This window comes from Microbacterium sp. NPDC079176, from assembly GCF_040686675.1.
GTDB lineage: Bacteria > Actinomycetota > Actinomycetes > Actinomycetales > Microbacteriaceae > Microbacterium.
In genome coordinates, this window is the sequence record NZ_JBFBLM010000004.1 from 212,179 (window position 1) to 228,060 (window position 15,882).

13 protein-coding genes are annotated in these 15,882 nt (G+C 69.2%); 6 read left to right on the forward strand and 7 right to left on the reverse strand.

All coding sequences use genetic code 11. The features are described from left to right. Positions 1-149: 149 nt before the first annotated feature. From AB0P11_RS11450 to pdhA, 3 genes are read right to left on the reverse strand one after another with little or no spacing between them, the layout of a single operon-like run. Positions 150-1,550, reverse strand: a complete 1,401-nt coding sequence (locus tag AB0P11_RS11450; protein ID WP_363522039.1) for a dihydrolipoamide acetyltransferase family protein — start codon at positions 1,548-1,550, stop codon at positions 150-152. Further along, positions 1,547-2,575, reverse strand: a complete 1,029-nt coding sequence (locus AB0P11_RS11455) for an alpha-ketoacid dehydrogenase subunit beta (RefSeq protein WP_363522041.1) — start codon at positions 2,573-2,575, stop codon at positions 1,547-1,549. Before AB0P11_RS11455 ends, AB0P11_RS11450 begins: the two co-directional genes overlap by 4 nt. After that, positions 2,572-3,672, reverse strand: coding sequence for a pyruvate dehydrogenase (acetyl-transferring) E1 component subunit alpha (gene pdhA / locus AB0P11_RS11460; RefSeq protein WP_056277509.1), 1,101 nt, complete (start codon positions 3,670-3,672; stop codon positions 2,572-2,574). Before pdhA ends, AB0P11_RS11455 begins: the two co-directional genes overlap by 4 nt. Positions 3,673-3,823: 151 nt before the next feature. Between pdhA and AB0P11_RS11465 the strand changes: the two genes are divergently transcribed. From AB0P11_RS11465 to AB0P11_RS11475, 3 genes are all read left to right on the forward strand, one after another. Beyond that, positions 3,824-4,261: an Lrp/AsnC family transcriptional regulator gene (locus AB0P11_RS11465; RefSeq protein WP_187250130.1), complete on the forward strand. Its 438-nt coding sequence runs from the start codon at positions 3,824-3,826 to the stop codon at positions 4,259-4,261. Positions 4,262-4,395: 134 nt separating this feature from the next. Further along, on the forward strand, positions 4,396-5,841 hold the full coding sequence (locus AB0P11_RS11470; protein WP_053095444.1) for an aldehyde dehydrogenase family protein: 1,446 nt from the start codon (positions 4,396-4,398) through the stop codon (positions 5,839-5,841). After that, positions 5,838-7,301, forward strand: a complete 1,464-nt coding sequence (locus AB0P11_RS11475) for an FAD-dependent oxidoreductase (protein ID WP_363522044.1) — start codon at positions 5,838-5,840, stop codon at positions 7,299-7,301. The genes AB0P11_RS11470 and AB0P11_RS11475 overlap by 4 nt, the downstream gene beginning before the upstream one ends. A gap of 177 nt (positions 7,302-7,478) precedes the next feature. On the opposite strand, the gene AB0P11_RS11480 is transcribed toward AB0P11_RS11475, so the two are convergent. Genes AB0P11_RS11480 through AB0P11_RS11490 form a run of 3 tightly spaced genes read right to left on the reverse strand, consistent with a single transcriptional unit; the run spans position 7,479 to position 11,454 of the window. Further along, positions 7,479-9,122, reverse strand: coding sequence for an amidohydrolase (locus tag AB0P11_RS11480; RefSeq protein ID WP_363522046.1), 1,644 nt, complete (start codon positions 9,120-9,122; stop codon positions 7,479-7,481). 1 nt (position 9,123) lies between these two features. Continuing rightward, a complete protein-coding gene (locus AB0P11_RS11485; RefSeq protein WP_363522048.1) occupies positions 9,124-9,963 on the reverse strand; it encodes a molybdenum cofactor biosynthesis F family protein in 840 nt (279 codons plus the stop codon). Between the two features lie 33 nt (positions 9,964-9,996). Continuing rightward, positions 9,997-11,454, reverse strand: coding sequence for an APC family permease (locus tag AB0P11_RS11490; RefSeq protein ID WP_363522050.1), 1,458 nt, complete (start codon positions 11,452-11,454; stop codon positions 9,997-9,999). 243 nt (positions 11,455-11,697) lie between these two features. On the opposite strand from AB0P11_RS11490, the gene AB0P11_RS11495 reads away from it, so the two are divergent. The 3 genes from AB0P11_RS11495 to AB0P11_RS11505 all read left to right on the forward strand — a co-directional run bounded on the left by AB0P11_RS11495 (position 11,698) and on the right by AB0P11_RS11505 (position 15,139). After that, positions 11,698-12,444, forward strand: a complete 747-nt coding sequence (locus AB0P11_RS11495; RefSeq protein ID WP_072590928.1) for an SDR family oxidoreductase — start codon at positions 11,698-11,700, stop codon at positions 12,442-12,444. 72 nt (positions 12,445-12,516) lie between these two features. Beyond that, on the forward strand, positions 12,517-13,332 hold the full coding sequence (locus tag AB0P11_RS11500) for an SDR family oxidoreductase (RefSeq protein WP_053095450.1): 816 nt from the start codon (positions 12,517-12,519) through the stop codon (positions 13,330-13,332). A gap of 295 nt (positions 13,333-13,627) precedes the next feature. Continuing rightward, positions 13,628-15,139 carry a DUF222 domain-containing protein gene (locus AB0P11_RS11505; protein ID WP_363522053.1) on the forward strand — a complete coding sequence of 504 codons (1,512 nt, stop codon included), beginning with the start codon at positions 13,628-13,630 and terminating at the stop codon, positions 15,137-15,139. A 77-nt stretch (positions 15,140-15,216) separates the two neighbouring features. Here AB0P11_RS11505 and AB0P11_RS11510 read toward each other — a convergent pair whose 3' ends face one another. Then, positions 15,217-15,867, reverse strand: a complete 651-nt coding sequence (locus AB0P11_RS11510; RefSeq protein ID WP_053095452.1) for an HAD-IA family hydrolase — start codon at positions 15,865-15,867, stop codon at positions 15,217-15,219. Between the last annotated feature and the right edge of the window lie 15 nt (positions 15,868-15,882).

The following is a 15,882-nucleotide window of genomic DNA, read 5'->3' on the forward strand; positions in this document are numbered from 1 at the left end:
GAAGAACTCCATTGTTCTGCGGGTGCGGAGGAGCGACGCTGCGTCACCCCGAGCTACTTACCGAATGATCGGTCAGTAATTGACGAGAGTAGCGCACGGTGGCCGGGCGACCCAAGCCCCACATCTGCGACCGCGCGACTCAGACGTCCTCACACCTTGCCGAACGCGCGCAGCGGATGCTCGATGAGCTCCGTGACGCGGCGGAGGAAGCTCGCCGCATACCCGCCGTCGCACACGCGGTGATCGAACACCAGTGACAGTTGAGCGACGCGGCGGGCGACGATCTGACCGTCGATCACCCACGGGCGCTCGATGATGCGACCGATGCCGAGGATCGCGACGTCGGGGTGGTTGATGATCGCGGCCGAGCCGTCGACCCCGAGCCCGCCGTAGTTGTTGAGGGTGAACGTCGACCCCCGCAGCCGCTCCGGAGGCATCGCCCCCGAACGCGCCGTCGCCGACAGCTCGCGCAGCGCGACATCGAGCTGTTCGACGGTGAGCTCGTGCGCCCGCGGGATGACGGGCACCAGGAGGCCGCGCTCGGTGTCGGCGGCGACGCCGAGGTTGAGGCCGTCGAAGGAGATGATCTCCGACCCGTCGTCGCTCAGGCGGGAGGCGAGCACCGGATGCTCCGCGAGCGCGAGCACGACGAAGCGTGCCACGAGGGCGGTGATCGACGGTGCCCTCCCGCCTGCCGGAACCATCTCGGAGCGCAGATTCCAGAGATCGGTGGCATCGACGTCGACCCAGACCGTGGCCTCGGGGATCTCGGAGCGGCTGCGGGTCAGTCGTGCGCTGACCGCCCTGCGCAGCGGGGACATCCGCTCACGGGAGACGACGGCGAGGCCATCGAGACGTTCGGCGTTCGCGGACTGCGGCTGGTGATCATCGCGGCGATGCTGCGCCGCTGCCCCGTCGACGGCGTCGTCGACAGCGGCCGCCAGCACGTCGGCGCGCGTGACGGCGCCGTCATGGCCGGTCGGGGTGATGGCGTGGACGTCGAGTCCGAGGTCGCGGGCGAGTCGTCGCACCAGGGGAGAGCGGACGGCCACGGGCCGCCGTTCCGAAGCATTCGGGTCCGGCTTCTCGCGTGGCATCTCGGATGCCGCCGTCGCCTTCGGGCGCCGTCGGCCGGTCGCGCCGCGCTCCGAGGTCCCATAGCCGATCAGGACGTTGCCGGACCCTGCGCGCTCCTCTTCGCGGTACGCCTCCTGCTCCGGATCGCCGGCATCCGCACGGAGATCTCCTTTCGCATCCGTGTCCGGAGCGTCCGCCGAGGAAGGATCCGCAGAAGAAGAGGCGCCGTCGGCGACCTCGAGCACCGGCGCTCCGACGTCGATGGTCTCGCCCGGTTCTCCGTGCAGTGCGGTGACGACGCCGGCGAAGGGCGACGGCAGCTCGACCACGCTCTTCGCCGTCTCGACCTCGGCGATCGCCTGGTCGGTGACGATCGTGTCGCCGACGCAGACGAGCCACTGCACGAGTCCGGCCTCGGTGAGTCCCTCGCCGAGGTCCGGCAGCCGGAAGATGTGGGTGGTCAGCGCCGTCATGACTCGTCCTCCCAGTGCAGCGAGTCGATGGCGTCCAGCACGCGGTCGACGTCGGGCAGGTACCAGTGCTCGAGCTTGGGCGGGGCGTAGGGGGTGTCGAATCCGGTGACGCGGCGCACCGGAGCCTCGAGGTACTCGAAGCAGCGCTCGAAGACGCGCGCCTGGATCTCGGAGGCCACGCTGGCGAATCCGGGAGCCTCGGCGATCACGACCGCTCGTCCGGTCGCGCGCACGGCGGCGGTGACCGTGGCGTCGTCGAACGGGGACAGCGAACGGATGTCGACGACCTGCACGCTGCGCCCCTCGGATGCCGCCACATCGGCGGCCTCGAGCGCGAGCGGCACCGAGGCGCCGTAGGCGAGCAGGGTGACGTCGGTGCCCTCGCGGGCGATGCGGGCGGAGCCGATGTCCGCCGTCGCCGAGGTGTCGACCTCTCCCTTCGTCCAGTACAGCTTCTTCGGCTCGAGGAAGATCACCGGGTCGGGCGAGGCGATCGCCGCCCGGAGCAGCGAATAGGCGTCCTGGGGAGTCGACGGGCTCACGACGGTGAGGCCCGGGGTGTGCGCGTAGTACGCCTCGGAGGAGTCACAGTGGTGCTCGACCCCGCCGATGCCGCCGCCGAACGGGATGCGGATCACGAGCGGCATCCGCACCGCACCGCGCGTCCGGTTGCCGAGCTTCGCGACGTGACTGACGATCTGCTCGAACGCCGGCAGTGCGAAGGCGTCGAACTGCAGCTCGACGACGGGACGCATGCCGTTCATGGCCATGCCGACGGCTGTGCCGACGATGCCGGATTCGGCGAGCGGGGTGTCGAAGCAGCGGTCCTCGCCGAACCGCGCCGTGAGTCCGTCGGTGATGCGGAACACGCCGCCGAGCGCTCCGACGTCCTCGCCGAAGACGACGACCTCGGGATCGCTCTCGATCGCATCCGCGAGGGCGAGGTTCAGTGCGGCGGCCATGCTCATGGTCGACACGGACAGTGCGCCGGTGTCGACCCGGATGTCGTCGTGGGCGATGGTCATCGTGCACCTCCGGCTGCTGCGTGGTTGCGTGCGATCTCGTCCCTCAGCATCTGCCACTGCTCCTCGCGCTGCGGAGAGCGGGTCTCTGTGACGAAGCGGAACAGATCCTCGGGATCGATCTCGGCATCGACGTTGAGCGCCTCTCGCATCGCCGCGGCGGTCTTCTCGGCCTCCGCCGCGTACTCGGCTTCACGGTCGGCCGTGAGGACGCCGGCGCTCGTCAGGTGTGCTCGCAGTCGCGTCAGCGGGTCGCGCTCGACCCACGCCTGGACCTCGGCGCGCTCGCGATAGCGCGTGTCGTCGTCGGCGTTCGTGTGCGCCTGCATCCGATAGGTGTGCGCCTCGATGAGCGTCGGACCGTCGCCCGAGCGTGCATGTGCGATGGCCTCGCCGAGAACGGCCAGCACGGCGGCGACGTCGTTGCCGTCGACGCGCTGCCCCGGCATCCCGTATCCGATCGCCTTGTGGGCCAGCGACGGCGCGGCGGTCTGGCGGCTGAGCGGCACCGAGATCGCGAACTCGTTGTTCTGCACGAGGAAGACGACCGGCACACGGAAGACGGCGGCGAAGTTCAGCGCCTCGTGGAAGTCGCCCTCACTGGTCGCACCGTCGCCGCACAGTGCCAGGACGGCCGTCTGCTCTCCGCGCTTCTTCGCGGCATACGCGAAGCCGACCGCGTGCAGCAGCTGTGTGGCGAGCGGAGTGGCCTGAGGCGCGACGTGGTGCGCTCGCACGTCGTAGCCCGAATGCCAGTCGCCCTTCAGCAGCACCATCGCCTCGGCCGGTGCGACACCCCGGGCGATGACCGCGACCGAGTCCCGATACGTGGGGAAGAGCCAGTCGCCGGCGTCGAGGGCGAGGGCCGCTCCGATCTGGCACGCCTCCTGACCGTGCGACGACGGGTAGACGGCGAGGCGGCCCTGGCGGACGAGAGCGCTGGCCTGATCGTTGATGCGGCGCCCCTCGACGAGACCGCGATAGGCGGCGAGCAGGGTGTCCGTATCCGGCAGCGGGAAGTGCGGGTCGTCGACGACACGGCCCTCTGCGTCGATGAGCTGCACCGCCGTGTCGCGTGGGAGCAGGTGTGCGTGTTCCATCCGTTCGCCCTCCTTGCCGAACTCGATGACGCCAGCATGCTCTCCTCGCGACAGACGTCCAAGAACATTCGGCGCATCGTGGACGAATGCGATCTACTTGCTCACCTCCGTGACGAAATGTCAGAATTCAGGCAGAGGACGAAGGGGTTCCATGATCACGCTGGACGACACCGATCACGCGATTCTCGAGCAGCTGCGCATCGACGCCCGGGCGTCGATGACCGCCATCGCCGAGGCCGTGCACATCTCGAGAGCGGGCGCTCACGCACGGATCAAGCGGCTGACCGATGCGGGCATCATCACCGGCTACTCGGTGCGCACCGACCCCGTGCTGCTCGGCCACCATGCGAGCGCCTACGTGACACTCGCCATCGAGCAGGCCACCTGGCAGGAGGTCAGCGCCAGGCTGCGGATGATTCCCGAGATCGAGCACATGGCGCTCGTCGGCGGTGACTTCGACGTCATCCTGCTCGTGCGGGCGAGCGACGCGCGCGACCTCCGCCGCATCGTCTTGGAGGACATCCAGGCGATCCCCTCGATCCGCTCCACACGCACGACCCTCATCTTCGAGGACTTCACCCTGATCTGAGCGGGTGGGGAGGTCATCCCTTCGCACTCGGACATCTGCGGCGCGCTCCGCGACAAGTGGGCTGTCGCATCGCGTTCGACAATGAGACGACCCGCCAGATCCTTGGCACGCGTCCCGCTCGAAGGAGAGTCCCGATGTCCGAATCCGCCGCATCCGCAGCCGCCGCGCTGCTCGACCGCATCCAGGCGCCGGAGGGCGCGGGGCGAGACATCCCGGATGCCGCCACACGCGAGGTCATGGGTCGTGCGCCCGAGCACTCGGTCAGCGACCTCGACGATGCGATCGCGCGAGCGCGAGCCGCTCAGCCCGGCTGGGAGTCCCTCGGCCACGCGAAGCGCAGCGAGCTGCTGATCGCTGCGGCCGATGCGATCGACGCGAACGCCGAGGCGCTCGCGCACCTGCTCTCGCGCGAGCAGGGCAAGCCGTTGAACGGCCCCAACGCGCGCTTCGAACTGGGTGCGTGCTCGGCCTGGCTGCGCACCAATGCGTCGATCCCGCTCGAGTCGCAGGTGCTCGTCGACGACGAGACCCTGCACGCCGAGCTCGTCTACAAGGCCGCCGGAGTGGTCGGCGCGATCGGTCCGTGGAACTGGCCGCTCATGATCACGATCTGGCAGATCGGTCCGTCGCTGCGGATGGGCAACACCGTCGTCGCGAAGCCGAGCGAGTACACGCCCCTGAGCGTCCTCGCGATGCTGGCGGTGATGAACGACGTGCTGCCCGCCGACGTTCTGATCGGTGTCTCCGGCGATCGCGAGGTGGGTGCGCGCCTCGCCTCGCACCCCGACATCGACAAGATCATGTTCACCGGATCCACCGCCACCGGGCGACGCATCATCGAGAGCTCGGCCGGCAACCTCGCCCGCCTCACCCTCGAGCTCGGCGGGAACGACGCCGGCATCGTGCTGCCGGGCACCGATGTGTCGGCTATCGCGCAGGACCTCTTCTGGGGCGCCTTCATCAACACCGGTCAGACCTGCGCCGCGATGAAGCGCCTCTACGTGCACGACTCCGTCTACGACGAGGTCGTCACCGCGCTCGCCGAGATCGCGGCATCCGTCCCGATGGGTAACGGGCTCGACGAGGACAACGTGCTGGGTCCGCTGCAGAATCGCGCCCAGTTCGACATCGTGTCGCGCCTGGTCGACGAGGCGAAGGGACGCGGCGCCCGTGTCGTCACGGGCGGCGAGGCGGCTCCCGAGCTCGGCGAGCTCTTCTATCGCCCCACGATCGTCGCCGACATCGACAACGACGCGGCCCTCGTGCAGGAGGAGCAGTTCGGTCCGGCGCTGCCGGTGATCCGGTACAGCGACGTCGACGAGGCGTTCGCGTTCGCCAACTCGGTCGACGTCGGTCTCGGCGCATCGGTGTGGTCGAGCGATCCGGACGCCGCCCGCGAGGCCGCGACGCGCATGGAGTCCGGCACGGTGTGGATCAACTCGCACGGCGGGCTGCACCCGATGGTGCCGTTCGGCGGCGTGAAGAGCTCGGGCTACGGCCTGGAGTTCGGTGTCGAGGGGCTCAAGTCCGTCGCCGTGACGCAGGTCGTGTCGGGGCCGGGCCGCAAGGCGCAGGCATGAGAACCGCGATCGTCGTCGGGGCCGGGACCTCGGGCGCGATCGTCGCGCGACGCCTGGTGGACGCCGGCGTCGAGGTGACGCTGATCGAAGCCGGAGGATACGACGCGAATCCGGCGATCCACGACCCGTCGAGGGCGGGGGAGCTGTGGCACTCCGCCGACGACTGGGACTTCTTCACCGTTCCGCAGAAGCACGCCGGCGGACGCCGACTGCACCTGCCGCGCGGGAAGGTCACCGGAGGCTCGCATGCGCTCAACGCCATGATCTGGGTGCGCGGCGCCGCCTCCGACTACGACGCCTGGGAACGCGCGGGCGCGACGGGGTGGGGCTGGAACACGGTCGAACCCGTCTTCGCCGCGCTCGAGCACGATGTGCTGCCCGTCACCGACGACTACGAGCTCTCGCCGATCCAGGCCTCGATCATCGACGCAGCCGTCGAAGAGGGGCTGCCCCGCAACCCGGACTACAACGGCGGCACCCTCGACGGCGTCTCGCAGCAGCAGGTGACGATCCGCGACGGCCGGCGGGTGAACACGTGGATGGCCTACGCGCAGCCGGTCGGCGACAGGCTCACGATCCTCACCGAGCGCGAGGTGCATTCGGTGATCGTCGAGGAGGGCCGCGCCGTCGGAGTCCGACTCGGCTCGGGCGCCGACTCCGAGGAGGTCTTCGCCGACGAGGTCGTGCTGTCGGCCGGTGCGATCGGATCACCCGTAATCCTCCTGCGCTCGGGCATCGGCCCCGCCGACGAGCTCGCCGCGCTCGGCATCCCCGTCGTGCTGGATGCACCGGGCGTCGGCAAGAACCTGCACGACCATCTGCTCTCACCGGTCATCTTCACGACCGAGAGGCCGGTCGGACCGCCGCAGCCGGGCGTCTCGGTCACGCAGTCGCACCTGTTCTGGCGCAGCCGCGACGACCTCGCCGAGCCCGACACTCAGCCCATCCACTTCTCGGTGCCGATGTGGGGCGAGCTCGAACCTCGAGGGGATGACGGATTCACCCTCATGGCCGGTCTCGTGACGCCGTACAGCCGCGGTGGGCTCACCCTGTCCGGTCCGGATCTCGCGGACCCGCCTCTGATCGACCTCGCCGCGCTCGAAGACGACAGGGACGTGGCAGCGCTCGCGGCATCGGTTCGTCAGTGCCGCCGGATCGGCGCGCAGCCGGCGCTCGCCGAGGAATGGGGAGCGACCGAGGTGTACCCCGGCCCCGACGTGTCGGACGACGGGATCGACGACTGGGTGCGCCGCACGGCCATCACCTACCACCACCAGGTCGGCACCTGCCGGATGGGATCGGATGCCGAGGCGGTGGTCGACCCGCTGCTGCGGGTGCGCGGTCTCGAGGGGCTGAGCGTGATCGACGCGTCGGTGATCCCCACCGTTCCGACGGGCAACACCAACGCCCCCGCGGCGATGATCGGCGAGCTGGGGGCGAGGTTCCTGCTCGGACGCTGACGTCGACGCTCGCGATGCCCCCTCCTGCCGAGTAGGTGGAAGGGGGCATCAGCGTCTCATCCGGCGTGCGAGGTCCTGCGTGTCGTCCCGCATGCGGGGTCACCAACGCATCCGAATCGCTGCTGAGCGGTGCGTCATCGACCCCGCAGGGAAAGACGCGCACGGCATGCGACGTGATCAGCCCGCGGAGTACACCTCGCGACCGGCGAACCACGTCGACCGCACGGGAGTGTGCACGATCTCGTCGGCCGGGCCGGCGATCGCATCCCGGGCGAGCACCACGAAGTCCGCGGACTTGCCCGGCGTCAGCGATCCGGTCTCCGCGCCGAGGCCCATCGCGGTCGCGGCATTGATCGTGAAGACCTGCAGGGCCTCCTCCGCCGTGATCGCCTGCTCGGGCCAGAGGACGCCGGGCGCTCGGCCGAGAGGATCGGCGCGCGTGACGAGACCCTGCAGCCCCTCGAGGGTGTTCGGCGATTCGCTCACCGGCCAGTCCGAGCCGCCGGCGACGAGCGCGCCGGCGTCGAGCAGGGCACGGTTGGGCTGCGAATGCTCGCCGCGGTCGCCGAGGACCTCGGCCAGCGCCTGCGGGATCACACCCGGGAACCAGATGAACGGCGAGATGTCGGCCGAGACGTCGAGGGCTCGCAAGCGCGGGATGTCGTCGTCGGCGAGGAACTGGCCGTGCGCGATCTGGATCGGGGTGGTGAAGCCGTCGGACCGGATGCGCTCGGCGACGTCGAGCACGAGACGCGCCGATCCGTCTCCCGTGCAGTGCACCTTGGCGCCGAGTCCGCGCTCGGCCACCGACCGCAGCCAGGTGTGCAGCTCGTCGAAGTCCATCGTCGTCTCGCCGTGGAAGTGCGCACCGTGCACGGCATCCGCGATATACGGCTCGAGGAACGACGCCGTGCGCGCGGGTGGTACTCCGTCGAGGAAGATCTTCACGAAGTCGGGCCGGTGGTGCGGGGTGCGGAACTGCTCACCGAGGTCGATGAGCGGGGTGCCGATCGGATCGAACCCGAAGATCTCATCGTTGATCAGCAGCGACGAGACGACCCAGGCGGTGAGCTCGTGCGACCGGTCGAGGGTCGCGAGGGCGGCGAGGATGTCGGTCGACACTCCGGCATCCTGGAAGGTCGTGATGCCGTAGGAGTTGAGGATCTCGACGCCGCGGCGCGACGCGGCCACGTGCTGCTCGCCCGTCAGCCCACCGCTGCGATCGTAGGCCTCCTGCACCGGGATTCCCGCTGCCTCGAACAGCACCCCGGTCGGCGTGCCGTCATCGGGATCGAGCACGGTGACTCCGCCGGAGGGGATGCTGTCGGCGGTGATCCCGGCGAGCTGCAGCGCCCGCGTGCTCGCCCACCTGTTGTGCCTCGAGTCCTCGACCAGGACGACGGGGCGACCGCCGGCCGCCTCATCGAGACGCTGCCTGACCGCGCTGTTCGCGAGGCCGGGCAGCAGAGTGGTCGACACAGGGCCGCCCACGATCCACGCGTCGGGCGGCAGCGCGCAGGCCTTCTCGCGCACGAGGTCGAGGATGTCGTCGAGGCCCAGCGAGGGCGGCAGCGAGAGCTCGAACAGCTCGGTGCGCCCGGCGAGAGCGTGGTGGTTGTGCACGTCGACGAAGCCGGGGTAGACCGCGGCATCGCCGACATCCAGCATCCTCGTGTCCGGTCCGCGGTGCGCGTCCATCTCGGCCCGCGTGCCGACGTCGAGGATCCGCCCGTCGCGCACCGCGAACGCCTCGACGATCGGTGCTCGGTGATCCGCCGTGCGGATCACCGAGCCCGTCACGATGAGCTCGGCCGTCGTCATCTCAGAGGGTTCCGAAGAGCGCCGGCTCGAGGCCGTTCGTGTGATGGGTCGTCGAGAGCAGTCGGCCGTGAGCGCCGAACGTGAAGTGCGTGGGCACCTCGCCCGACTCGTCGAGCCCGAAGAGCACGCCGTGCGAGCGGATCGCGTTCACGTCGCGATGGTCGGCGATCGTGACCGATGCGCAGGGGATGACCTTCTCGCGCCACGCGAAGACGTAGATCCCGGGGCGCACCTCCCACACGCTGTTCTCGTCGGTGTCTGCGAGGCCGCGCTCGGGGCCGGCGAGACACTGCCATGAGTACCAGCGCTCCGAGAGGTACACGTGCTCGTAGGCGTGCTCCTCGCTGTAGATCCACTCGACCCGGCGACCGATGAGCGTCGTCGTCGGCGCCGGCTCTGCGCCCGTCACGGTCGCTCCGTCGATGATGCTCGGCGCGAAGACGTGCTGCACGCGGGTGCGTCCCTGCTCGGGCGCGGGCAGGATCACCGAGATGACGGCGAGGGCGCGGCCGTGGCGCAGGTCGACGATCAGAGACACTGCTTCGTTCGGCAGGTAGTCGTGATGGAACTGCACGAAGTACAGGTCGTCGTCGACCTCGAACGCCTCGTAGTCGTCGGTGTCGGAGGCGGGTGCTGTCGTGTCGTCGGCACCGGGCTGGTAGTCCCACGCGACCGTGGTGTCGGCGAACCGGTGCGAGATGCGGGTTCCGCGGGCGTCCACGACGGTGATCTCCCGACCGCTCAATGCGGCCGTGTGCGGAGCCTTGTTCGCGTCGAAGCCGGGAGCCAGGCCCTCGAGCGGGAGCCAGGTGGAGGTGTCTGCGGGGTTCAGGGTCGTCATGTCTCTCCTCAGGTGAGTGGGGTTGCGGGAGCGTCAGCGGTCGCTGAAACGCTCGAGGTCGGATGCGAGGCCCTCGTACACGGCGGGCCGGGAGCGCTTGAGATAGGCGCCGTAGACGATGCCGCCGATCAGCGCCACCACGAGCAGCAGCGGCATGAGACGGATGGCGAGCTCCTCGGATCCGGCGACGATGTTGAAGTTCACGATCGCCAGCACCGAGATCGCGGCGATGCCGAGGAATCCGATCCCCGGAGCGATGAACGTGCTCCACCATCGCGGATCGCCGGCACGGCGGAAGTACACGACGATCGAGATCGCGGCGAGTCCCTGCAGGATCAGCACGCTCAGGGTGCCGAAGCCGAGCATCGCGGGCACGAGCGTGATGATGGGGTCGGCGCCGGCGATCGCGAAGATGATCGCGACGAGCGCCGCGAACGATGCCTGCACGATCCCGGCCAGCTGCGGGGCGCCGTTGCGGCGGGTGCGGGCCAGCGCGTGCGGCAGGATGCGCGAGCGCCCGAGGGAGTAGAGATAGCGCGTCGCGGAGTTGTGGAACGCGAGCATCGCCGCGAACAGACTGACCAGCAGCAGGATCATCATCACGGTCGTCAGCGGGCCCCCGAGGTACTGCTGCGACAGCATGAAGATCAGGTCGCCCGTCGGCAGGTGCTCGAGAGCGGTTGCCTGCGCCTGCGCGACGCCGGTCGCGCTCACCACCGCCCAGGTGGTGACGCCGAGGATCACGCCGATCGCGATGATCGAGGTGTACGTCGCCCGCGGGATCGTGCGCAGCGGCTGCTTCGCCTCTTCGCTGAACAGGGCGGTCGCCTCGAAGCCGAGGAAGCCCGTCGCGGCCAGGAGGAGGCCGATCGGCAGCGACCCCGAGAACACGGCTTCCGGGCTGAACGCGGCCACGTCGTATCCGGTCTGCACGAGCACCGACACGTCGAACACCACGAGCATCAGCACCTCGAGCACGAGGCACACACCGAGGATCTTCGACGAGAAGTCCACCCCGACCCGTGCGAGCACGAAGCACACGACGATCGACAGCAGACCCCAGATGAGCCAGTGCACGTCGAGGCCGGTGAGGTCGCGGATGATGTTCTGCATGAAGAAGCCGCTGGTGCCGATCGTGCCGACGACGAAGAAGTTGTAGCCGAGCGTGGCGATGAGGCCGGCGACCAGACCGCCGGTGCGACCGAGGCCCTTCACGACGAAGGCGTAGAAGCCGCCGGCGTTGACCAGCTGCTTCGACATCTGCGCGTATCCCACGGCGAACAGCAGCAGGATCGCGGCCACGATGAAGAAGGCCATCGGCGTGCCGCCGCCGTTTCCGAGGGCGATCGCCAGCGAGGCGACCACGACGATGCCGGTCAGTGGTGCGACGGCGGCGAGCACGAGGAAGACGATCCCGGCGACGCCCAGCGCGCCGGGTCGAAGAGAGGTGTGGTCCTGCTGCGTCGTGGACGCAGATATCGGGTCTGCCACGTCGGCTCCTTTGCTCGGTGACGGCCGTGTCGGCACGGCATCGACGACGAGGGGTTCGTCGATACAGCGAGTCTGCTCGTGCCGGGAGCGCGGCGGTTGACCCTGAGCGAAGGACGATGGTGCCAGCGCGCACAGCCGTCCTGGTCGTGTTCCCGGCCCGGATCCGGCGGAGCAGGATGACGGTGATGACACCGCCGTCCTCGCGGAGCGCCGCCGGCGCCGCGGCGATGTCTCGAGGAGATCATGGACCTGCAGCTGACGGGCACGACCGCGCTGATCACCGGCGCCGCGAGCGGTATCGGCCGCGCGACCGCCCGCGCGCTCGCCGCGGAGGGGGTGCGCGTGGCGCTCCTCGATCGGGATGCCGTTGCGCTCGCAGAGACGGCACGCGGATGCGGTGACGCTGTGGTCCGGGTGGTCGATGTCACCGACGAGACACAGGTCGCGCTGGCGGTCTCCACGTCCGTCGAGGAGCTCGGCGGGGTGGATGCGGTCGTGTGCTGCGCGGGGATCTCGGGTCCGGTCGGATCGACGATCGAGCAGATCTCGCTTCACGACTGGAACGCCGTGTTCGCGGTCAATGTCACGGGGGCGTTCCTGGTTCTCGCGCAGGTCCTTCCCGCGTTGCGGGCGTCGGCTTCGGCATCCGTCGTGCTGCTCGCGAGCGACTCGGCGTTCGTGTCGTCGCCCGGCATGGCGCCCTATTGCGCATCGAAGGCCGCGCTCGTGCAGCTGGGTCGATCGTTGTCGGTGGATCTCGCCGGCACTGATGTCCGGGTGAACACGGTGGCGCCGTCGATCGTCGACACCCCGATGAGCCGTGGAGACCTCGGGGAGCACGCGTTCGTCTCCCCGACTTTCGAGGTGCAGTCGCCCGAGGACGTCGCTTCACACGTGCTGTATCTCGTGTCGCCGCGCAGCAGAGCGATCAACGGCACGACCATCCTCAGCGATTTCGGGTATTCGGCCCGATCAGGATTCCCGGCCTGATGGTCACGGGGACGACGGACCCGCGCACGAGCGCGGCGAGAGCGCGTGAGCGCGGCGAGAACAGGAGCGAACATGGGTAGTGCAGTGGGATCGACGGTCTCCGGGCGGGTCATCGTGATCACCGGCGGGGGTACCGGCATCGGGGCGGCGATCGCCGAACGGTATGCCGCTGAAGGGGCGCACGTCGTGGTCGTGGGGCGTCGGCCCGAGCCGCTGCGCGCCGTGGCCGACGCCGTCGGCGCGCATCCGATCATCGCGGATGCCGCGGACACCGCATCGGCGCAGGCAGCGGTGGCGGAGGTGCTCGCGACATTCGGGCGCCTCGACGTGCTGGTGGCGAATGCCGGCGGACACGGCTTCTCGCCGGTCGCCGACACCGACGACGACAGCTGGGATGCGGCGATCCGCGCGAACCTCACCACGGCGTTCGTCATGGCGCGAGAGGCGTTGCCTGCGCTGATCGAGGCGAAAGGGCAGATCGTGATCGTGTCGTCTCTCGCAGGTCTCTTCGCGGGTCCGTCGGTGGCGGGATACACCGTGGGCAAGCACGCGCTGATCGGGCTGACGCGGACCCTCGCCCGCGACTACGGACGGCAGGGTGTGCGCGTCAACGCGGTGTGTCCAGGGTGGGTGCAGACGCCGATGGCCGACGACGAGATGGACGAGTTCGCCACCCATGCCGGGCTGGGCTCGCGGGAAGAGGCGTATGCGACCGTCACGGCGGATGTGCCGCTGCGGCGCCCGGCTCGGCCGGCGGAGATCGCGTCGGTCGTGCGGTTCCTGGGATCGGGGGAGTCGTCGTACGTCACCGGTGCCGTGATCGTGGCGGATGGCGGGTCACACGTCGTTGATGTGCCGACGATCGCCTTCGACCGGGCGGGGATGTAGGAGGCGGTCGCTCGGGTGCATGGTCGGTCGTCCCCGGCGTGGGCGCTCTCGTTCTGGTTCGGTCGTTCGCGCTCCGATGACGCCTCTGTGTTCTCCGTTCTCACGTATCCCGTCTTTCGCCTCTTCCCCGCTTCCTCCTGTCGGTCGCGCCTCTTGGGGGTTTCCCCTGCATCTCTCGCGCGATCTGGGCGCCTGCGCTGTGCCATTCCGGGAGATTGGAATACGGATCTGATCTGGGGTAATTCGAGGTGGTTTCGGGTCTCGAATGTCGGTGGCCCGGGGTTGACTAGGGGGTATGAACAGCACTGCGGAGCTTCTGGATCGGGTCATCGCCGACCTCGACACGGTGCTGTCCGATGACGCGCTGGCGGGGTTGTCGGATGCGGATCGGGTGACTGTTCTGCAGGGTGCGGGTGCTGTCTTCCGCCGCGCGGAGGCCGTGATCGTCGAGACGATCGCGACGGGCGACGCGGCGGATTTTCCGCATTCGGCGGGGTGTCGTGGGCTGAATGAGCTGTTGCAGCGGACGGTGTCGGTGGATGTGCGGGGCGCGTCCCGGGTCGACAGGGTCGTTGATCTGGTGCGGAGGCCGGTGAGTCTGGCGGGGGAGAGGATGCCGGCACGGTGGTCGGAGTTGCGTCTCGCGTTGCTGGATGGGGTGGTCGGGGTGGCCGGGTTTCTCGCGGCGACGGGGCCGATCGAGAAGGTGTGGGATCGGCTGACGGTGGATCAGCGGTTGGCGGCGGATGTCGCGTTGGCGGGGTGTGCTCGCGGCCACGGCGTCGTGGTCGACGCTGATGATGAGGGCCTGGAGGCTGATGAGCCGGGTCCGGCGCCGACGCCGCAGGACTTGAAGGCCCTCGCCGAGGATCTCGCGTCGATGTTCGACCCCGATGGGGAAGAACCCAAGGATGAGGACTCCCGGCGCCGGCGGGGCATCACGATCGGTCGTCTCACGGACGGCGTGCACGCGATCCGCGGGTATCTGACCCCAGAGGTCGCGGCGCAGTTGCAGCTGATCCTGGACGCGATCCTCAACCCCAAAGGTGACGGCCCGCCCATGCCCGGAGTGCACTTCGCCCCGAGCGCTGGTGCTGGTGCTGGTGCGGGTGCGGGTGCGGGTGCGGGTGCGGGTGCTGGTGCGGACGGTGACGATAGGGATCCGTTCAACTCGGATCCTCGATGTGTACTCGATGACCGCACCGCGGCGCAGAAGCGTCACGACGCTCTCGCGATGGTGTTCGCGATCGCCGCGCGACACAGCGACATGCCCACCCTCGGTGGAGCGGCGCCGGTCCTCGTCGTGAACGTCGACGCGAAGGATCTCGTGGGCGGAATGGGCGGAAACGGTGGGTGGGCGACGGTCGCCGGATCCGGTGCCCACGTCCCGGTCTCCGTCGCCGCGCACGTCGGATGCGCGGGGACGATTCAACGGGTGCTGGTCGATGAGGGCAGGATCATCGGGATCACGACCACCGACCGGGTGTTCACCGTGCACCAACGCCGGGCGATCATCGCCCGCGACAAAGAATGCCTCATCCCCGGGTGCCACGTTCCCGCGTCGTGGTGCGAGATCCACCATGTCGTCGAGCATGCCAGGGGTGGTCCGACTCACACGGATAACGGGGTCCCGTTGTGCTGGTGGCACCACCGATCCCTCGGGACCTCGGGGTGGGAGATCCGCATGGACGACGGGGTCCCGCAGGTGCGGGGACCGAGATGGTGGGATCCCGACGAACGATGGCGCACACCGAGGCTCAGCGCCGCCCGACTCACACTCACCGTGCCGCTCACCCGCACCGGATGACGCGGGTGATCGTCACCGATGCGACCGCAGCACCACGGCACCACAGCAGCGCATCAGCGCATCAGCGCATCACCGCATCAGCGAATCGCGAGCTCGAAACCGTCCGCCGTCGGAATGACGGCCACCTGGGTGAGGTCATCGACATGGAAGGTCGGCTGATGAGACGTCGCGTGCGCGCCCACGCCGATGACCCGCATCCCCGCAGCATGCGCGGCCTGGATGCCGGCGCCCGAGTCCTCGAACACCACGCAGTCGGCGGGGTCGACGCCGAGCAGCTCCGCACCCAGCAGGAAGCCCTCGGGGTCGGGCTTGGAGGCCGACACGTTCTCGGCCGTGACCGTCAGTGCGGGCACGGTCAGGCCGGCCTGGCCCATCCGCGCGTTCATCAGCGTCACGTCGGCCGAGGTGACGATCGCGTGGGGGTAGGGGAGCAGGGCGGCGAGCAGGGCATCCGCACCCTCGATCGGGATGACGCCATCGACATCCTTGCTCTCGTTCGCGAGCATCACCGCGTTCTCGCGGATGTTGATCTCGTGGTCGCGCTCCGGCAGCATGATCGCCATGCTCTGGTGCCCCTGACGGCCGTGCACGACGCTCAAGACAGTCTCGGGAGCGATTCCGTGGGGCTCGGCCCACGCCAGCCAGAGCCGTTCCACGACAGCCGTCGAATCGACGAGAGTGCCGTCCATGTCGAGCAGGACGGCGCGGGCGCTGATGGTCTCGGTCATCCCCTCAGGCTACTG

Coding starts and splice junctions, on each gene's coding strand:
- pdhA (WP_056277509.1), bottom strand. CDS start 3,672: ATGGAACACGCACACCTGCTCCCACGCGACACGGCGGTGCAGCTCATC.
- AB0P11_RS11480 (WP_363522046.1), bottom strand. CDS start 9,122: ATGACGACGGCCGAGCTCATCGTGACGGGCTCGGTGATCCGCACGGCG.
- AB0P11_RS11450 (WP_363522039.1), bottom strand. CDS start 1,550: ATGACGGCGCTGACCACCCACATCTTCCGGCTGCCGGACCTCGGCGAG.
- AB0P11_RS11465 (WP_187250130.1), top strand. CDS start 3,824: ATGATCACGCTGGACGACACCGATCACGCGATTCTCGAGCAGCTGCGC.
- AB0P11_RS11455 (WP_363522041.1), bottom strand. CDS start 2,575: ATGACCATCGCCCACGACGACATCCGGGTCGACACCGGCGCACTGTCC.
- AB0P11_RS11475 (WP_363522044.1), top strand. CDS start 5,838: ATGAGAACCGCGATCGTCGTCGGGGCCGGGACCTCGGGCGCGATCGTC.
- AB0P11_RS11505 (WP_363522053.1), top strand. CDS start 13,628: ATGAACAGCACTGCGGAGCTTCTGGATCGGGTCATCGCCGACCTCGAC.
- AB0P11_RS11500 (WP_053095450.1), top strand. CDS start 12,517: ATGGGTAGTGCAGTGGGATCGACGGTCTCCGGGCGGGTCATCGTGATC.
- AB0P11_RS11470 (WP_053095444.1), top strand. CDS start 4,396: ATGTCCGAATCCGCCGCATCCGCAGCCGCCGCGCTGCTCGACCGCATC.
- AB0P11_RS11510 (WP_053095452.1), bottom strand. CDS start 15,867: ATGACCGAGACCATCAGCGCCCGCGCCGTCCTGCTCGACATGGACGGC.
- AB0P11_RS11495 (WP_072590928.1), top strand. CDS start 11,698: ATGGACCTGCAGCTGACGGGCACGACCGCGCTGATCACCGGCGCCGCG.
- AB0P11_RS11485 (WP_363522048.1), bottom strand. CDS start 9,963: ATGACGACCCTGAACCCCGCAGACACCTCCACCTGGCTCCCGCTCGAG.